The following is an 18,120-nucleotide window of genomic DNA, read 5'->3' as shown; positions in this document are numbered from 1 at the left end:
CCGTATGCAACAAGTGAGAATGGAAGCTTAACAAACACACGGAATGGGACAAAGCAGTAGAAGGGAAGAAGAGAAACACCACTGAAACAGAATAAAGACAGCCCGAACAAGCCGGGCTACTCTCTACCGACCAGATTACTGGTCGCGGCATAATGCCGTAAAACCCGGGATCTACTTTAATTAAAATCGTTGTCCTGACCCATTGCCAGTTGCCCCTATAACCGTGTCAGTTGTCCGGATAAAGCGTCCTATCTGGGACTATATTGCTCACTATTTATCAATCCCACTTTACGTGACCAGTTTGGTTTTCCATAATCATGTTTAAACTCTACTAATGCCACTTGTAGAACATACTGAATTTGGCAAAGTGCCCCATGATGTCAGGGAAGGACAAACAGGACATGTACGAATCGATACACTTGTTTATCCTCTGCGCATTAGAGGCATGATGGCACTTTTCACGATCAACAGCCATGAGCCACTGAAAGAGTTCCTCTCTGTTTCTGAGAAGAATTTTTCACAATAGACTGCTAGGGAGTATGGATTGACGGCATCTCGTGACATTCCTTCACTGATCAGCAATATTTTAACCAGCGGACAGAAGCTCAACCTGCAACCAGCAGACCTGGCCTTTCTTGCAAGCCTGAGATACTGGAAAGATCAGGAATCTCAGCCGGAATTCAGCGAAGAAGAGCTCCATATCGTCCATGAACAGGTTGATAAGCATCGTGTCGACAGTGATTCCGACACATCCCAACGTCGATGCAACGAAACTATTCGCCGACTGCTGGAACAGAATCTGCTGATCTGCCTTGAAGGCATGGGAGAAAAGCAACATGCCTATCTGCTGCCACCGGTTTCAGAACAGATTGTTGAGTCTATCTGTACAGGTTTTGATGCCTCCCATACCGCGCTGAGCACGCTCTTTATGACCGTAGCGAGTCATCTGCGCGAAATCAGGGATGCAGCCATCAATGATGGCAATGACCAATACTGGCTCCTTCAAATCGAAGCCCCTCTGGATATCACTGTCAGACAACTGGTGACCGCCATCGATCACCGACAGAGACAACTGGATCAGGAAGCCATAGAAACCCGCTCAGAAGTGGTTGCCCTGATGAAACACGACTGGCAAAACGCCATGACTCGTTGTGAACATTTATTGAATGACACTCAGGACCGACTGCAGGATCTTCAACAACTGCTGCTGGCCTCCTGCCATAATTTGAGACAGCTTCTGGAAGCTATTTCCCTGGCGTGCGAAACGGCAGACAGAAAACTCGCAGCCCACTCTGTCTTCAGACTGGAACAACACCTGGATCGCATTGAACACTGGAGTGGAGAAAGACTGGAACACTGGGAGAGCTTCCATCAACGTGCCCATCAATATATTCGTCAGTTCATCAATATGGACGAGCGAAAAGCCTTGATGGAAAGAACCCTGGACGCCATTCAAAATTATGACCAGACGCCATGGCACTTGAATCTCTGCAGTGATGACCCTTTGATCCGCCTGAGGGAAATTGACGTACCTCAATCAGAATCCATCCAGTCTCAAGTCATCATTGACGAAGAAAGCATGACAGATATGGATGACCTTGAAGGTCGCAAAGCAGACATTGCTCGCTGGTTAAGAACATTCGTTTCAGACAAAGGCTACCTTCCCTCTTATGAAGAAGCCTTGAGCGAATTGTCAGGAGTAATAGCCATGACAGACCTTTTACAGTCGGCCGGCTGGTTATTTGAAGCTATGACACAACTGGGTCATTTCCGGGACGCAAGAGACATTCCTGAAAGCTACTGGCATGAAATCATGCCTGACCTTGAAGCCGAACACCTGCAACTGGAACTGTCAAAACCCATTAAGATTTCAGAGAGAGAACCTTCGCTTGAATGTTAACACCCCCTACCAGAGTCTGGCCGAAGTCATTAACGACGACCTCTTCCCCGAACTGGATAGTCGTCTGCGCCGGGGTGAGCACATTGATGCAAGACACACTCACCTGTATAGCATGCTGCAATCTGGCGAAACCTGGCTGGATCTGCACTACCAGCGTTATGGCGTTGATCTGATTCGTGCTCAGGAAGATTACTACTTCCTTCGCCCCAATCTGGGCAATAAAAACCTGATTCGTTCGAAAAAACTCGATGAGTTAAGCATGATTCTGGGTCAACTTCTGGCCCTCTATCATCTTGACCCGGAACAACTGGAAGGCGGCGGCTGGATCAAGGCAGACACATTGTTTGAACGTTTACGAATGTTGGTAGACGACGAGCGACTGGCACGACTGCTGGAAAGAAGAAAAATTGACACCCAGCTGGATCGTGAAAAAGCCATGGATACACTCAAACGATCCCTCAGACAACTGGCAAAATTGGGCATGATCCGCATGGAAGGCATGAAAGCCGACAGAGTTCAGACCCAACCCCCACTGATGCGCTTCATCGAGCCTGTGAGAGCGGGTCAAATGACCCGCGAGAGCCTGGAAAAACTGGTGCAATCGGGTTCTATCTGCCTGGAAGCTGAAGAAGAAGCTGCAGATGAACGGACTACGACGGATACAACGGTCCCTAACGATACTGCCACCAAAGACAATAACGAGAGCAAGGAAGTCGAAGCATGAGTCAGGCACGCACACAGATTAACAGTCTGACACTGGTCAACTTTCGAGGTATTTTCTTTAAAACTCTCTCCCTGCATCAGTGGATGAGCAATTTAATCGGCCATAACGGTGCAGGTAAAACCACCATTATGGGCGCCCTGCTGGTTAACCGTGTACCCGACAACCGTCTTGTAAGATTAAGAAACAATTCCGACAGCGGTCAGGATCGCAGTGACAACGGTATCTGGGGGCGCATTGAAAGCGGTACTTGCTACTCATTGGTCGACTACACCCTGTTCAACAGTGAGCGCGTTATCGCTGGCGTACAACTGAAACGCCTGGGCAAGCCCAGAGTTGAATTGAAAATGTTTGCCATTACCGGCTTAGACCCCAAGGTTTCAATCAAAGACCTGGTTATGAGCCCGGCTGGCGAGAATCGCTACGATGCTCTTGAGGGTAATGCACTTTCCAACCAGATCGCCATGCACGGTGGCACCCTTAAGCGCTTCAAGTCACTCGGACAGTTTATGGACTGGCAATTTGAGTGCCGAATCATCCCGCGAAGGATGGAAAACGCGCGAGATCGTCAGCGTTATTACCGTATGCTGGAAACCAGTCTCTACGGCGGCCTCTCTTCTGAAATGCAGAAAGGACTCAGAGATTACCTGCTGACATCGGAAGAGAACGTCAAAAAGTCCGTCAGCTCCATGCAGAATGCCCTGCAGGAAACTCGCAAAACACGTGACAGCATTCATGATACCCGGGAAAAACGGGAACTGATCAAAGAGCTTTTGGATTCCAGTTATCAGTTGGGTGAGAGCGTTATAGCTCTGGCTCAGAGACTTCAGGTTCAGCTCAGACAATCACTGATCGACTGCCAGAACCAGGCTGAACATACTGGATCTGACATCACTGCCCAACAACAACAGATCAGCGCCCTGGAGCTTGAAATTGAGCAACTGGACAGTACCAGGGAACAACTTGAGGCTCACGAAGAAGTCGCTCGCACCCAGAAAGAACAGGCAGAAACACTGGACCGCCTTCATAGCGAATCCAGACAACTTAAAAAAGAAAACGACTGCATTCATGAGCGCCTGCAGCAGCAGAACGGACAACTTGATTTACTGGAAGCCCAGAAACAAGAGCAACACCAGCAGCTGGAACAAATTGAAGAGGATGTGCGATCACTGGTTAAGCAGCTGGCTGACGCTGAAGACGCATACTCTGAAGAAGCCCGAAAAGCAGGCCTATACAACCAGGCCATATCCAGCCTTGAGCAATGTCGCAGCCTGCTGTCCGATGAATCCCTGAATGACAAAAACCTCAGCCAAATCCTTCAGCTTAATATTGAACAACGCAAGGAACTCTCTGCAGAATATCACATCAAACTCCCTCTTCTGGAGCAGATGGAGAATATCAGGAATCACTTTAATCAGTGCTTACCGATTCTTTCCACCCTGGAAAACAAGGAAGCTTCTGCCCTAAATGCTGCCCAACTATCAGACAAATGGATTCAGGAAAAGCGCTCCAAAGAGCAGGATACACGTCAGTTACCTTCCATAACGGATAAGCTCGATACAACTCGAAGTAAACTTTCAGAACAACGGCGATTAAGTGAACACGTTGCCAAACTGCCCTCCCCCTACAATCAGGCAATGACCAGTCACGCCCAATGGCTGACTCATTTACAGCAGGGGGAGAGTGAAAAAACACTTTTGAGCGAACAGCTTCATGCACTCTCAGATTCCATTCAGAGCCTGAAGCTTCATCAACAGGCATTGGAACAACAGCGAACTCAGAGACAGAAAGATCATTCACTATGGATGAATTACGACAGCCTGAAAAAAGCACTACTGGAACTGAACAGCGAGCTGCACCTGAGCCAGCCTGACGACCTCAGCGCTCTGCGTAATGAACTCACAAATCAACAGCATTTACACAACCGCCAGGACCTTGAACTTGAAACGGAACTGAACACCCTCAGACTCCGCCTGAAAGGACTTGAAACGACCGAGTCCAGAGAACAGATTCAGTTGCAAAAGCTCACCGAGCTCACAGGTGGCCAGCTGGTAAGTCAGTTCTTTGATGATGATGAGATTTCACTGGAAGAAGCCGCCTGGCTTGAAGCCAAAATGGGGCCTTTACGTAATGCACTGCTGGTACAGGATACTGAGAAAGCAGCGACATTGATTAGACAGGAGACGGATCGCCCAAATGACGTTTGGTTACTGCAAGGCGACTCCAGAACCAGTTTCTCTGAAGATGACTTCATCGAATCACCATTGCATCAGGATGAAGACGGCAGTGTACTGATCCATCTTTCTCAAAACATTTCCCGTGTCAGCATAGAACCGGAATTTCCAACCATTGGTAAGCTAGCTCGTGAGAAAGAGAAACAGCGATTAATTGAACGGGAAGAAATCATCCTTGATGACAGGCAGACTCTTGCGGTCAATCGCAAAAAACTTGAAAAACAGTTTATTCTGCTCGACAAAATGGCCCCTCTTTCTCAATGGATAGGGTTGGAGGAACCTGACGTTCAAACACTGGCCACAAGCATTGAAAATTGTCGCAGTGAGCTGATACTGACTCAGAGCCAACTGACTCAGAAAGATTCAGAATTAAAGACACTTAACCAGATTGTCTCTTTTCTGGACTCTCAGCAGTCAAACGCCATGGTTCTGGATGAACCTGATCTTGTCATGACACTGGAAAGACTGGAAATCCAACACAACCAATGCCTTGAATCCGCTGACTGGATCAAGATTCATTCCGATAGTATCAATCAACTGGAAAACAGCCGCCTTTATCTGGACACTCCCCCTGCAGAAGATATTAAAACCTTCAAAACCAGTCTTGATAAGCTCAGCAGCCGAATTTCTGAGCTTGGCAACACCATTGACCTGTTACAACGTACAGAACAGACACTGCCCAGCCTGCGCTTCAAAGACTCGGTCCATCGCCAGAATGAAACCAGCACTTTGAGAGAATCCCTGAAGCAGGAATGGGAAGAAAAAGATTCAAGAAAGCGGGTTCAACAGAAAGAGCTCGAATTACTGAAGGATCAGCTACAAGCGCTGAAAGGCAATATGACAGCCGATAAAAGCCTGCTGCAAAACCACGAAGGTCAGCTGCTCCTGAAAGAAAACGAGATGAATGCCATCCCTCTGGACTGGCATGAAACACTGACAGATCAGATGAAAGCCCAACTGGATGAGATTATAAGCCAGTTAAAAGCCCTGGAACCAAAACATCACACTCTGTTCGAATCCATCACAAAAAACCGTTCAGGGCTGGATAAACTTCAGGATCAGTTGCAGAAACTGCATGCCGAAATAGAATCCATTTCACCCAGAAGCGAAACAGCCAGACACCATTGGGAAACCATTCAGGAGAAAGCCAGCGAGTCCGGCCTATTGACCCGACTGCAATCCCAGCAACGCCTGCACGAAAGCAATGAACAGCTGAAAGACAACATTTCATCGGCGCGCGCCAGACTGGAACAGGCTCTCAAGCCAGAACCTGAAAACTCACTGCTTCAGAGTCTGTTAGAAGCCAACCTGTCCGATCTACCCAAGCTCTTTGAGGGCGTTTTGTCTGCCCAACAACTTCTGGCTGAACGAATGGATAAAACCATTTCCAACTCCGATGACCCCAGACAAGCTCTGGAACAATTGGAAGAACACCTGGTTCGCCTGGAAGAACGACTGAAGGATGCGGAAGAACGGTTCCTGGCAGAGTCTGAATACATGGGCCAGAACATTCAGCGCAGCATTAACAGACAGCGGAAGCAGATATTTCAACTCAACTCTGCATTATCCAGCGTTCATTTTGGCACTATTCGATCCATCAAAATCGAAGTACAAGAAATTGAAAGCTTCAGAAAAGTTCTGGATGCCCTGCAAAGTCAGTTCTATGGAGATTTGTTCAAACAACCCGAAATGACTGTTGAAGAGGCTCTGGCCGAAATATTCAAACGGGAGACAGGTGGTACCATTACCGGTGAAAAGCTGCTGGATTACCGAGAGTACATCAAGCTGAACATTCTGATTCAACGCGCTGGTACCGGCCAATTTGAAGTAGCCAACCCAACCAATCTTTCAACAGGTGAAGCCATCGGCACCGGGCTGGCGGTACTGACCATGGTTCTCCACTCCTGGGAGTCACAGAATCGAGAAGGTAATGGCCATGCAGCCAACCGATTGCTCTTCCTTGATGAAGCCGCCCGACTGGACGCCAGAGCACTGCAAACACTGGAAGAACTCTGCGCCAATCAATCACTGCAGCTGCTTGTTGGAGCTCCTGACAACGTACTTCCCAAGAATGGCGTCACATACCGCATGGTTCGTCTGATGGAGCCTTATGAGCACGTGATTTTCTCTGGTGTAAGAAGCAAATCAGTTGCTTTGGAAAATGCTTAATGCCTGACTATCCAATAGATGAAGCAGCCCCAATAGCCAAAAGTCTATTGGAGCATAGCAAGGTGACCCTGCGTAGGAAAATGCCAAACTTTGGTCAATGGTTGATAGATAACAATCTAATCAATCAAGCTACCAAGTACGACTATGATCTTACGCCCAGTGGCGAAAGTTCTCTTCGCCCATACATGGTAAAAAACTATGGTGAGAACTGGGATTCTCCTATAGATTCCAAGGAGGAGCGACGGGCTAGCTTTCTGAAAAACAGGCTAGTAAACGATCTTCCAGCACAACTTCATCATCGAGTAGCGCAAGCAGTCTGGACTGGAGACTCCAAATCATCAACAAGATCTCACCCTGATAACATTACAGCAGTTTCATGCGACACTTTAAGGATAAGGACAGCGGAAGCTGCTGTTTTTCACTTTACTGATTGGTCGATACATGCTGAAAACAGCATGCATACTATGGGCGAATTAATTTTCAACCAGAGAGCCGTCGACCAATTTACAGCTTTAGAAACCAACAAACCTCTCCACATAATGACCATAGAAAACCCCGGAGCATGGGACACTTTACCCCTACTTCCCAGAGTGCTTTATGTCTATGTACCCGGCAACAACCAAAGCATTGCAACTGAATGGCTCCAGAAACTAGATCAGTTTAGCTGGTCACATTTTGGCGACCTAGACCAGAAAGGCCTTAAGATTGCTAAACAGCTTTCCAGAAATCTGAACGAGAAGCTTGAGCTGTTTCTTCCGGCTTGGTGGGGTGAATATATCGACCTCTATAGTCTAAAAACAGGAAAATCCTGGAACACAACTTCATACAGAAAACTGTTAACCCAATTTCCGATTCTGATAGAACTTCAGAATAAACAACTAAGACTGGAACAAGAGGCTATTATGCTCGATAAGCTATTTCTAGCTAGCCTCAAGCAGCACATTAAGTCTTTTTTCAAAGACAGGTAGCCTCAATTTTGAGGCTATTTCACATTTTACACTCCTGAGTCAGACAGACTTTTATTGAAAAACTCTCCAATTAATCTTGAGGACTTCTCCCTATCTGCCTGCCAGGTGCGCGTGTGACGCCCTTCAGGGACAATCCACAAGCTTTTGGGCTCTTTAGCAGCCTTGTAGAGCCTTTCTCCATGACTAACATCTACAACTCTGTCAGCCTTCCCATGCACAATCATTACGGGCCTGGGTGAGATTTTAGAGATCACATTAACCGGCGCAGATCGGGCTGTTTCCAAATCACCACGCCACTCATAAAAGAACCTAACCAGACCACTGAACCAGTTCATTTTAGGTAGATTAAAATCCCTCTCTCCGGCCTCAAGAATGATCGTATTCAGATCGAAAAAGCCGGCATCAAACCAACCTGCCTTGATCTGCTCATTCTCAGACATAGCCATGATAGAGGTAGTAGCGCCCATGGAGTAACCTACGACTCCAATATTAGAAACCCCTCTATCTTGAAGATATTTCACGCTAGCATGAACATCCTTGACCTCATGAAAGCCCATGGAGTTAAACGACTTTTGACTGGAACCTGAGTTGCGCAGATCAATCAGAAGCAGACTGAACCCCTGTTCATGCAATGCTATTGAGTCCCTTAACCCTTCATGACGCGTGGCTCCCCTGCCATGTATCATGACAATACCCTGATGACCTTTCAAACCTGGAATAAACCATCCCTTCAGCTGAAGGCCATCCGATGCTTCCAGAGAAACATCTTCATAACTCAATCCGATCTCAGACGGAGACCCACAGAATACGTAATGCTCTTGATTACAGGGATAGCTGTCTGGATACATCAGTTGATGGGAAAAGTACCAGGCTGCAGAAAGTATGACAGTGAGAGCGAGTAGAAGGAGAACAAAAATAGTCTGAGTGATGTTTTTTATCATTATTATTTTCTGAACGACATACGACATACGACATACGACATACGACATACGACAGATAAGCAGTTTCACAGGATACTGGAAATTCTGTCAAGTCCACTCGCTTATTCAGTGCAACATTGACAGAGGCTGCCTCACTGGATTATCGACATAACGGAATACAACGACTCACCCATCAACATTAAACTCACTTTTTCAATGGAAGGAAATGATCAAAGAAGCCGCTATCTGAAGTATTCTTGTTAACAAAAAAAAGCCGGATCAAAAGATCCGGCTTTTTTCTTTATTGGCGCGCTCGGGAGGATTCGAACCTCCGACCGCCTGGTTCGTAGCCAGGTACTCTATCCAGCTGAGCTACGAGCGCGTATCGACTTGGAATCTGAGATTCCTTTGAAAGAGAGATTAATTGAAGTCGTTTTGACTTCAATATTTGAGCTCTAAGGTTTTTTAATTCCACTTACGCTTGAAAGCATTAGGAAATTAAATGGCGGTGAGGGAGGGATTCGAATCCTTCTCCATCACTACAACTTCTAAGTAAATCAATCACTTAGGAGCCGTAAATCTATATCAACGCGTCCGATTAAGTCAATAAAATTCATTATTGGTCAATTTTGTGGACACTTTTTGGACACCTTTCACGGACTAAAAAACCGATCTCTCTGGCACCCAGCAACTGCTCTCAAGCAGTGGTGCGGATACTATACGACAAATTTTGGAATGTATAGTACTTAAGCACATGAATCTGCAATCAAGCATCTCTTCAGATAAGAAGTCTAGGATCGAGTAGAAAAAAGGGATGTGCAACTTTTACTCTACATAAAAAGCGCACATCCCTTTAATTTAGCAAGCACTAATATACATAGAGATTAGTTAGAGCTTATCAAATTACATGAACAGCCCTCTCAAATAACTTCAGCCCTCACAAACCTCAACAAGTCGTTCAAGTAAAGCTTCAAACCCTATACCCTTAGTTGCACTTAAAGGTGATAGAGATAGTGCTTGTGCACCCAAAGCTGGAATTTGTGAATATTGACCAAAAACATTGAAAGGAGCTACATGAAGATCCATAAATTTATCATCTACATCAGGGTATAGAATTATCATAGCTTTAACTGCTTGCCTACTATCCCAACCAGAAAGTCCATGTACATATTTCATTGTACAATCTGGTAGATACTGATTGAAGGCAAGACTCCTTGATGTGTACTTAGCATCCAATACTAATAATATGCTTGCCTTACCCTCCTCCTTGACCTCAAGGACAATATCAGGTGATCTTCTGGAATATTCATAGTTTCTAGATTTTCCAAGCCTATCACTACGAGAACTAACTTCCGATCTATGCTCTGTATTAACAATCTCACCAGCATTTGAGTGACCAACCATCCAATAAAGAGGTTCATAAAATAAAGAAATATCTTTATCGTATATGTTTCCTCTCCACATACTACCGATAGGTTTATTGTACTCCGCATTACTGCTTTCAATGCACCAGCGCTTCACCCTTAAAACGGTATAGTACTCAAATAGCTTGGGCATCGCGTTAATCGCCAAAAACAGCTGATGTGATCTCCAATCCACTAAGTTATTCTGATACCAACTTATAATCATTCTAAAGAGCAATAAATAGTGCCTATTACCTCTAACTTTTGCCGTGATTTTTGGCATACCTTCTTCAGAATGCTTCACTGGTAAATATCTTTGATAAATAGACTGTATTTTTGCGAGACGCCTTCGACAATTTTGAATAATCGTTACATGATGACTATTAATTTTATGCATCCATGACTTCATGCAAGAAAAAAAACTAACATAATCTTGATGAGAGTTATGCGCCTTACTTGTATCACTTTGACTATAGTTATCAAGAACTTCTTGACTAAAATTCAACAGATTTTCAAGATAATTATGAAGCACACGGTTTTCATATATATCAGTATGATCCTGCATCACTGCTGTTTGTAATTCAACAGCATGATATGCTCTATTATCAAATATTAAATGAGCTCTGTCTCTATCATCAGTTTCCTCGAGTACAGATAGATTTTCCATTAGCCAGGTAATACCTTGCTCATGCAAGACATCGACTTCTTTTCCCCCTTTAATTGTTAGATTAGATGCAAGTGCTTTTAACGGACGATGCAATATGTGCTGTGATATTTCCTCAAGTATTTCAGTATCTTTTAATAACTGCTCAACCACTTTCTGGGGTCTTTCCCCCCCTTCTGCGGCAGAAGCATGTAATTTTTTTGCTCCAAATTCTTTATGAAGCTGTCCGTTAGTTTCTGTCAAAATGAAATCAATCATTCTTTCAGCTTGAGTTGCTGTGACTTTTCTTGCCAAAACCTCTACAGGACCAACTTCTAAAACTTCTGCATGCTCTTCAGTTTCAATATGCAACCCTAGAAAAGCCATGCCAAAATAATTAAAAAATAGAGCCTCTCGCTTACCATTTTTCCTGTATGCTGGAAGTAATTCATATTCTAGGAAATCAGAGTTTCTACCCTGTGAGAAAGCGTAGGTCAATTCACCTATACAAAGAGATACGCATTTACATGGTTCATCTAATTTCAGAAAAAAAGCAAGAGCCTCACTTTCAAGAACAAAGGGGAAAGATTCTGTCACTACCTGATCTTCACCTACAGGCAGAGCAAATCGATAACCCTTTCTTTTTCCATCCAGAACCTCTACATAAAGTTCCATAGTTAAACGAGCTCCCTAGAAGAAGTTATAACTTCCAACGTAGGCATCACCATCTATCAAAATGCCTTCTAAAAGCTCCGATGTTCTGGAGAGATTGTTTTGTGCTGCGTGATCTCTCAATTTTTCCAAGCGATCCTTGAACTGCTTTCCATAACCATTTATCAATGGCAGTGCATGCTGTGAGATTGCAAAATCAGCTGCATATTTTCTATCCATATATCTGCAAGCGACCTCGTAATACGCTGACATTGCATTTCTTTTTCGCTTACTAACGGTTACTGGATTACCAAAATTTTTGTCTTTTTTCTCTAATATGTCATAAAAGCTAGTCAGCACAAGAGGTTCATCTTCTAGCATCTCATTTGGCAAGCCAAAAAAGGTCTCAAGCTGCTCATATGGAACAGCTCCACTTAATGAAAAGGAATCACCTTCAGTTTGTGATGAAAGCTGTGGAATATCCATAGATATCACTGGAACACGGTCACACAATCTAGGCGAAAGAGGTTCTGTCGTATGATCATTATTGATTGTTGCTATAAATCTAAGATTGTTGCCAGAAGTTAGATACCGCTCCTCGCCATGCATTCCTGTATCAATAAGTCGATTTCGCCCTTCACCATCACACATGGCTAAAAAATCTGACCAGTAGTGCTCTATAGGGCTAAGATTAGCCTCATCAAGAAGAACCATCCTGAGAGAGTTGTTGACTCCTTTCTCTTTACTGTGCTGTAAAAATTGGTAAAGCCCTGTTTTAGATGGTTGATAAATCCCCTTCAAACTATTGTAAAAACCTATAAAGTCCCTTCCTGATACCCATCCTCTACTGACGGGAATATTCAAGAAATTAGAGGTGTCATTTTCATTCTCTAACAACCCATGAGCTTTCGCCAACCTGATTGCTGTAGATGTTTTACCAGCACCAGGCAGACCTTTAAATACAGTGAGAAAAGATTGTTGTGTGGTAATTATAATGTTGGCCATTTCTTCAAAGGAAAACTCTCGACCACGATCATCAAATTTTTCTACAAAAGCCTGTATTAAACTAGATCCTGCATCTGGCAGATTACCCATTATTTTCGCTGGAAGATAATTTACTTTATTATTTTCTCTATTGTATGAATGCCCTTGCAAAAGATCTAATATAGTTTTTATTTCAGTCATCTCTTTTGGCAGATCAGGGCTTTTTAATTTTGCTTCTTGTGCCTTTACTGTATCCCTTAAACCAATCTCTCTCCACTCTAGAAACTTAACTTTATCATTGAGCTCATGAGCCTTATCAAGAAGATCAATATCATCAAGCATTTCACTACGTTTGGTCGACAAATCCTCTAGTTCTTTTTGCTTATCTTGAATATCCTTTTCAAGATTCCCCATAAACTTATTTCTTTCTTTTTTTAATTCATCATCAGACTTTTCTTTTATTCGTTTTATTTCCTCTTCAGCCTTTTCTTTTGCTTCAGTAATAGATAATTCCGCCTCCTGCTCCTTCTTCAATTTCTTCGCAGACAAATCCCTTATATCCATCTCCAAAGCTTCTTTTTTCGAACTCAATTCTGGAAGATAATTATTCGCCATACTTGGATTTTCTTTAATATAACTTGTAAGAAACTCCTTTCCCGCAGAGCTTCTTAAGTAGTTATCAACAATTACCTCGCCAGCATCACTCCCCTCTAAATATTGATCCAATAGTTTTTTTAGTCTATTTATCCGCTCATTATTTTTAGCCTGCTTTTCTCGTCTTAAAATATCACCTATCGTCTTTTTTAATGTTTCTGCTGCTTTTCGACTAATGCTTGGACTACTTTTCCCAAATTTATTTTTCGAGAAAAATGTTATTAGCTGCGTATCTGTTATGTAATCTATCTGGGTGATTTTTTGATTTAGTTTTTGTGATAATATTTTTATAGATGGCACATATCCTGCAGTAACTTGAGCCTCTGATGAAAGTCCATGCTTTATGAATACTCCTTGATTTTGCAATTCATCAAGATTAATCATGGCTATATGGTGCGTTGGTAACCCAAGCGCCATTTGTGAAGATGGTGCTACAGTTACTTCATCATCCACAACATCAGCAGTAAAAGGTCCATAAACATTATTCTCACTCAATATAAAGAATGCACCTTGTGGAGGGGTACCTAAAAAGTCCCACAGGCCTGTACTTTTGTCAGGGAGGCTAGAATTAATAACAGGGATCATTTGATTAGTTTCAAGAGGTTTTGCTGCATGCCCTGTAGACCAATGAGAGTGATGCTTTTGTGATCCCCCCTGAAGATCTCTATCATCAAGATAACTAAACCCTTCTAGTAAAAAAAGTTCACCATCTTTAAATTTCTGATCGATATCCTCATATCCTTTACTTATCCATACTCCTCCTGTGGGGAACTCTTTTTCATCAGGTAGGCCAATTACTCCATCATGAATACTTCTTGTAAATACTATTTTTACAGTACCTTTATCAGGAGAGCCCAAGGCAGTATCTTTGACAACAAGTAATTCTTTTCCTGTAGTGTCGTACATCCTATTCACCTTATCTTACAATTAAAATCAACATAGCTAAAACACAATAGAAATTTTGATATCATTTCTCACTAGTCTTAACCTTTAAAATATCGTTTTTATTCTTCCAAATAAAAACCAATAAAAACAAAACACCTTAAACATGGCATACCTTTAAATATTAATTTCTAATTATATTTAAACTTGCAAAACTACACTTAATTGCATTTTCTAAAAAAACACACTAAAAATTAGTTAATAGAAATCAGAAGAAAAACATATACCCATCGAAATCGTCGTTATTCATGAATACGTAGCAAGTTTATCTACGCTACCGCCCCTTCAACCATTTCTTGAAAACTAAGGCTTGGCTCACCATGATGGCGTAGAAGCGGTCTACTATCTAGTAAAAATCTAGAGCAATACTACCTCTCCTAGCCAGAGAGCTCTATATCTTATTAGTAAAATTACCTTTACAACAGAGATACTTCAGCTTTTTTTCTCCGTTCACGGCTGATGTATATGAGCAGTATCTTATCCGTATTGTTTTCTACCTCCCCACTACCTCACTTTTGAATATTGGTAATTTTGTCTGACATCGATCTTACTCAAAAATTCTGATCACATTTTAAGTGAAAACAATTATTTGATCCGACCTCTCGTCAGCCTTGAACAAATTACATTCAAAAGAGAGGTAAACATCATGAAAACAACACTCACTAACTCAATGCTTTGCACATTAATCCACCTGACCAAAAATCAGCTGGAAAATAAGCGACACGAAATTGCTCAACTGTCTCAATACACGACCAAAGTGATCCGTGAGAGCTATAACGCAGAGGTTGAAGAACTGGTCGCTATCAAAGCAATTCTCGATGAGCAGCTGAAGACTCAAGATGAGCCTCAGGCATCCTCATCCCGCAAGAAGTAACCTGAAAGGGAGTTCGCTCCCTTTCTTTTTTCTATACGGATACTCCCATGAGAATACGTTCCTGATAAGAGTCTTTAAGACGCTCTATCAGCTGATTCTCTGTTGTCTGCTTTCTTTCATAATGTAGAGCTATATCTTCCCAGATCATGCTTCGCTGTAATTCCCTCAACACCTTTGTGAAGGGTTCTGCTTTTCTGGCGCAGGCAGACAGGAAATTACCCAAATACAGCTGGTAGTTTTTCCCGCTGAATGATGTAGCTTTCTTGTAGTACCGCTTATAGTGCAGGTTGTCGGTATAACTTGGCTCAGGAAACCTGAACATAATGTCGTCTTGAAGAATTGACCAGATGGGATCGATGTAGTTACTGTTGAATTTGAGCTTGAAGGACTTCAGACCGTAGCCCCATAGCGCTTGTATGTGATTGATGATATCTGAGTAAGTGTTCATTTTTACACCGATTTCACCTGTCTCTGCATTACAGGTACCAAGAGCAAATTGTTCGATCACGGAGTGATGAAAACGCAGTTCTACTCTGAATACATCCTGTTCAGAATCGTAGCCGGAGCTACCATTTTTTAGCTTCGTAGATTCATTCCACTTATGCTCCATGTAATCAAATTTGTCGATGGTTCTGGCCTGTATGGTTTTGTTGTAGATTGCAAGCTGAACAGCACTGGGAGAACCAAATTTAAACGACTGAGAACGATCATAGATGCTGGATATTTCTGAGAAATGAAACTCAGCCTTATCTATACCATTGAACTGAGCTATACGCTTTGAGCGACAGACCATTCTCTCTGACAGGTCGTTATCTGGTTTCCATCCCTGCATATCTACCGCAAGGTGGATGGCTGGATAGTGAGGTTCTGCACACTTGAGTATTCTTGCGGCAATCTTGTCGAGAAACTGATCTACCTTCTTTGGTGGTCTGTTATCAAGGAACCAGGGGGAGCATTCTATTTTCAGATGAGAGCCGATACTTTCGGCTTTTGAATGGAACATCTTGAAAAAGATGATGACTCCTAACTGGTTGTTCTGGAGCCTGAACTGATAACCCGATACTTTTGAGCTTTTGCCAATGAGCCAGTCATACCCCAGAAATCGAAAACACTTTTCACCGTATTCAATGGCATGTTCACAGTCTGTCAGAAAATTCAGATTCATTGCCCCTCTGTAGAGTTGCCTGAGAGTATCTACATAGGTGCCGACAATCTGAAAGTTCTCCTGATAGAGATCCGCAACCTTTCCAAACTTTGGATGAATGAATAGCAACCCTTTGTCGTTGGGAGTAGTGGACGCCATATCCTCTGAAAGTTCGTATCTTTCTAAATGTTTCATAAGAAATCCTTCTCTTATAACCAAAATGTTTTCTACTACTTCTTTTATAAGACGTGCTACAGGAACGTCTGCCTGTGCAGGCTGCGCTGCGCTTTGCAGCCACGCACAGAATGGGTTAATCAGTGAAGAGGTCAGAAAGAGCTTTCTCTGCTCTCGAACCCTTTCTCTGCCACAAAATCAAGCGCCATTAGTTGCAGTAATACACCGCATTTTTGAGGGCTGCAACAACCGAGTATCGGACGACACATACTGACTAACAACAACCAAAAACCGCATGAAAAATTTTCATTATTGCCTCGGAACCTTGCCGTCGTGCTGTCGTCTTTTTTTGAGGCGATGGGAAAATCGCCGCAAAAACAAGCCAAGCACAACGGCATCCAAGGCAATGATGAAAATTCACTTTCAACCTGCAAATACCAGACTTTTTCCTTCATTAACAGAGAACCAAACGGTAAAAAACTTGTCTAAAAAATCAGGAAAAGTACTTTAAAAACAACAGCTAACTGATATCCCAAGACTGCATAAACATGGCCATAAAAAAGATAGGCAACCAATGGAAAATAGATTTCCGCATTGGTGAGAAGCGATTCCGCCACACCGCCAATACAAAACTGGAATGCATTCAGTTTCGGGACGAGAAAATCGCCAACAAGAATAAGAGCAAAGTCGAGAAAGACGACCGCCGACTGAATGAGCTGATAGAGATCTGGTACGAGGCCAGAGGTGCAGAACTGGCAGACAATGAGCGTACTAAGCGAAACCTGATGCGCTTCTGTGAAGCCATAGGCAACCTCGTAGCCAAAACCATGACCGCCCGTGACTGGCATCACTATAAGAAGCTGAAAAGGGATGAAGGAATGGGAGACAAAACTCTGAACAACATTCTGGGCTATGTGAACGCCGTTTTTAACTTCCTGAGCAGGAACAGCATTATTGGCTATAGCAATCCGCTACAGTCTGTCGAAAAGGTCAGAATCCATGAGAAGGAACTGATCTATCTCACCAGTGATGAGATCCACATTCTGTTTCAGGACATTCGCCAGAACTGCATAAATAAGCACGTTTATATAATCACCAAGGCTTGCCTTGCCACTGGAGCCAGATGGGGAGAAATCGAGAGCCGGAAAGATCACCACTTCAAGGATAATCAGGTTTACCTGACCTACACCAAGTCAAAGAAAAACCGTGTGATCCCGCTAGACCCAGAACTGTTTCAGGAGGTGAAGCAGCATATAAAGGAGAAAGGCGAGTTCACCAACAGCCAGGAATCGTTCAGACGGGCTTTATTGAGGTGCGGAGTACGAACGATCAGAGGTCAGGCAAGCCACGTTCTCAGACATACCTTTGCCAGTCACTTCATGATGAACGGTGGCAACATACGAGTACTGCAAACCATCCTCGGACACTCAGACATCAAGATGACTGTGAAGTATGCGAAATTCAGCAAAGATCATCTGACAGATGCCGTACGCTTGAACCCATTGAATAAAATGGACACTTCGTGGACACACGAGGAAAGTTAAGATTTCTAGGAAAATAAATCGTTGCAGAATCAGCAACTTAGAGAAAGGAAATGGCGGTGAGGGAGGGATTCGAACCCTCGATACGGCTACAAACCGTATACTCCCTTAGCAGGGGAGCGCCTTCAGCCACTCGGCCACCTCACCGTTGCAATCTATGCTAACGACATTTGTCGTTATTTTCAAATGGCGCGTCCG

At 43.4% G+C, this 18,120-nt stretch carries 11 protein-coding genes and 2 tRNA genes; 6 read left to right on the top strand and 7 right to left on the bottom strand.

Going from position 1 to position 18,120, the window contains the following annotated elements; all coding sequences use genetic code 11:
- Positions 1–544 precede the first annotated feature (544 nt).
- Genes ACR2PX_RS15270 through ACR2PX_RS15255 form a run of 4 tightly spaced genes read left to right on the top strand, consistent with a single transcriptional unit; the run spans position 545 to position 7,992 of the window.
- Entirely contained in the window at positions 545–1,900 is a 1,356-nt protein-coding gene (locus ACR2PX_RS15270; protein ID WP_434000213.1) for a hypothetical protein, read from the top strand.
- Positions 1,890–2,624 (top strand): chromosome partition protein MukE, encoded by a 735-nt coding sequence (locus ACR2PX_RS15265; protein ID WP_434000212.1) that lies wholly within the window; start codon positions 1,890–1,892, stop codon positions 2,622–2,624. Before ACR2PX_RS15270 ends, ACR2PX_RS15265 begins: the two co-directional genes overlap by 11 nt.
- A complete protein-coding gene (gene mukB / locus ACR2PX_RS15260) occupies positions 2,621–7,024 on the top strand; it encodes a chromosome partition protein MukB (protein WP_434000211.1) in 4,404 nt (1,467 codons plus the stop codon). Before ACR2PX_RS15265 ends, mukB begins: the two co-directional genes overlap by 4 nt.
- On the top strand, positions 7,024–7,992 hold the full coding sequence (locus ACR2PX_RS15255; protein ID WP_434000210.1) for a Wadjet anti-phage system protein JetD domain-containing protein: 969 nt from the start codon (positions 7,024–7,026) through the stop codon (positions 7,990–7,992). Before mukB ends, ACR2PX_RS15255 begins: the two co-directional genes overlap by 1 nt.
- Before the next feature lie 26 nt (positions 7,993–8,018).
- On the opposite strand, the gene ACR2PX_RS15250 is transcribed toward ACR2PX_RS15255, so the two are convergent.
- The 4 genes from ACR2PX_RS15250 to ACR2PX_RS15235 all read right to left on the bottom strand — a co-directional run bounded on the left by ACR2PX_RS15250 (position 8,019) and on the right by ACR2PX_RS15235 (position 14,153).
- Positions 8,019–8,933: an alpha/beta hydrolase gene (locus tag ACR2PX_RS15250; protein ID WP_434000209.1), complete on the bottom strand. Its 915-nt coding sequence runs from the start codon at positions 8,931–8,933 to the stop codon at positions 8,019–8,021.
- A 284-nt stretch (positions 8,934–9,217) separates the two neighbouring features.
- Positions 9,218–9,294, bottom strand: a tRNA-Arg gene (locus ACR2PX_RS15245).
- 548 nt (positions 9,295–9,842) lie between these two features.
- Positions 9,843–11,633, bottom strand: coding sequence for a DUF2357 domain-containing protein (locus ACR2PX_RS15240; RefSeq protein ID WP_434000208.1), 1,791 nt, complete (start codon positions 11,631–11,633; stop codon positions 9,843–9,845).
- A 15-nt stretch (positions 11,634–11,648) separates the two neighbouring features.
- Positions 11,649–14,153, bottom strand: coding sequence for a hypothetical protein (locus tag ACR2PX_RS15235; protein WP_434000207.1), 2,505 nt, complete (start codon positions 14,151–14,153; stop codon positions 11,649–11,651).
- A 682-nt stretch (positions 14,154–14,835) separates the two neighbouring features.
- On the opposite strand from ACR2PX_RS15235, the gene ACR2PX_RS15230 reads away from it, so the two are divergent.
- Positions 14,836–15,063 carry a hypothetical protein gene (locus ACR2PX_RS15230; protein WP_434000206.1) on the top strand — a complete coding sequence of 76 codons (228 nt, stop codon included), beginning with the start codon at positions 14,836–14,838 and terminating at the stop codon, positions 15,061–15,063.
- A 31-nt stretch (positions 15,064–15,094) separates the two neighbouring features.
- Here the strand turns inward: ACR2PX_RS15230 and ACR2PX_RS15225 are convergent, their stop codons facing one another.
- Together ACR2PX_RS15225 and ACR2PX_RS15220 are read right to left on the bottom strand one after the other, a co-directional pair.
- Positions 15,095–16,402: a hypothetical protein gene (locus tag ACR2PX_RS15225; RefSeq protein ID WP_434000205.1), complete on the bottom strand. Its 1,308-nt coding sequence runs from the start codon at positions 16,400–16,402 to the stop codon at positions 15,095–15,097.
- 131 nt (positions 16,403–16,533) lie between these two features.
- Positions 16,534–16,836 carry a hypothetical protein gene (locus ACR2PX_RS15220; protein WP_434000204.1) on the bottom strand — a complete coding sequence of 101 codons (303 nt, stop codon included), beginning with the start codon at positions 16,834–16,836 and terminating at the stop codon, positions 16,534–16,536.
- A gap of 93 nt (positions 16,837–16,929) precedes the next feature.
- On the opposite strand from ACR2PX_RS15220, the gene ACR2PX_RS15215 reads away from it, so the two are divergent.
- Complete coding sequence (locus ACR2PX_RS15215) at positions 16,930–17,925, top strand: phage integrase (RefSeq protein WP_434000203.1); 996 nt, start codon at positions 16,930–16,932, stop codon at positions 17,923–17,925.
- A 51-nt stretch (positions 17,926–17,976) separates the two neighbouring features.
- Here the strand turns inward: ACR2PX_RS15215 and ACR2PX_RS15210 are convergent.
- Positions 17,977–18,069, bottom strand: a tRNA-Ser gene (locus tag ACR2PX_RS15210).
- Positions 18,070–18,120: the final 51 nt, after the last annotated feature.

Origin of the sequence: Endozoicomonas sp. (assembly GCF_051008435.1) — a bacterium.
Classification (GTDB): domain Bacteria; phylum Pseudomonadota; class Gammaproteobacteria; order Pseudomonadales; family Endozoicomonadaceae; genus Endozoicomonas_A.
The sequence above is the reverse complement of the archived record's forward strand: the minus strand, read 5'-3'. Positions and strand labels throughout refer to the sequence as shown.

Coding starts and splice junctions, on each gene's coding strand:
- ACR2PX_RS15215 (WP_434000203.1), top strand. CDS start 16,930: ATGGCCATAAAAAAGATAGGCAACCAATGGAAAATAGATTTCCGCATT.
- ACR2PX_RS15220 (WP_434000204.1), bottom strand. CDS start 16,836: ATGAAGGAAAAAGTCTGGTATTTGCAGGTTGAAAGTGAATTTTCATCA.
- ACR2PX_RS15250 (WP_434000209.1), bottom strand. CDS start 8,933: ATGATAAAAAACATCACTCAGACTATTTTTGTTCTCCTTCTACTCGCT.
- ACR2PX_RS15235 (WP_434000207.1), bottom strand. CDS start 14,153: ATGTACGACACTACAGGAAAAGAATTACTTGTTGTCAAAGATACTGCC.
- ACR2PX_RS15240 (WP_434000208.1), bottom strand. CDS start 11,633: ATGGAACTTTATGTAGAGGTTCTGGATGGAAAAAGAAAGGGTTATCGA.
- ACR2PX_RS15230 (WP_434000206.1), top strand. CDS start 14,836: ATGAAAACAACACTCACTAACTCAATGCTTTGCACATTAATCCACCTG.
- ACR2PX_RS15225 (WP_434000205.1), bottom strand. CDS start 16,402: ATGAAACATTTAGAAAGATACGAACTTTCAGAGGATATGGCGTCCACT.
- ACR2PX_RS15255 (WP_434000210.1), top strand. CDS start 7,024: ATGCCTGACTATCCAATAGATGAAGCAGCCCCAATAGCCAAAAGTCTA.
- mukB (WP_434000211.1), top strand. CDS start 2,621: ATGAGTCAGGCACGCACACAGATTAACAGTCTGACACTGGTCAACTTT.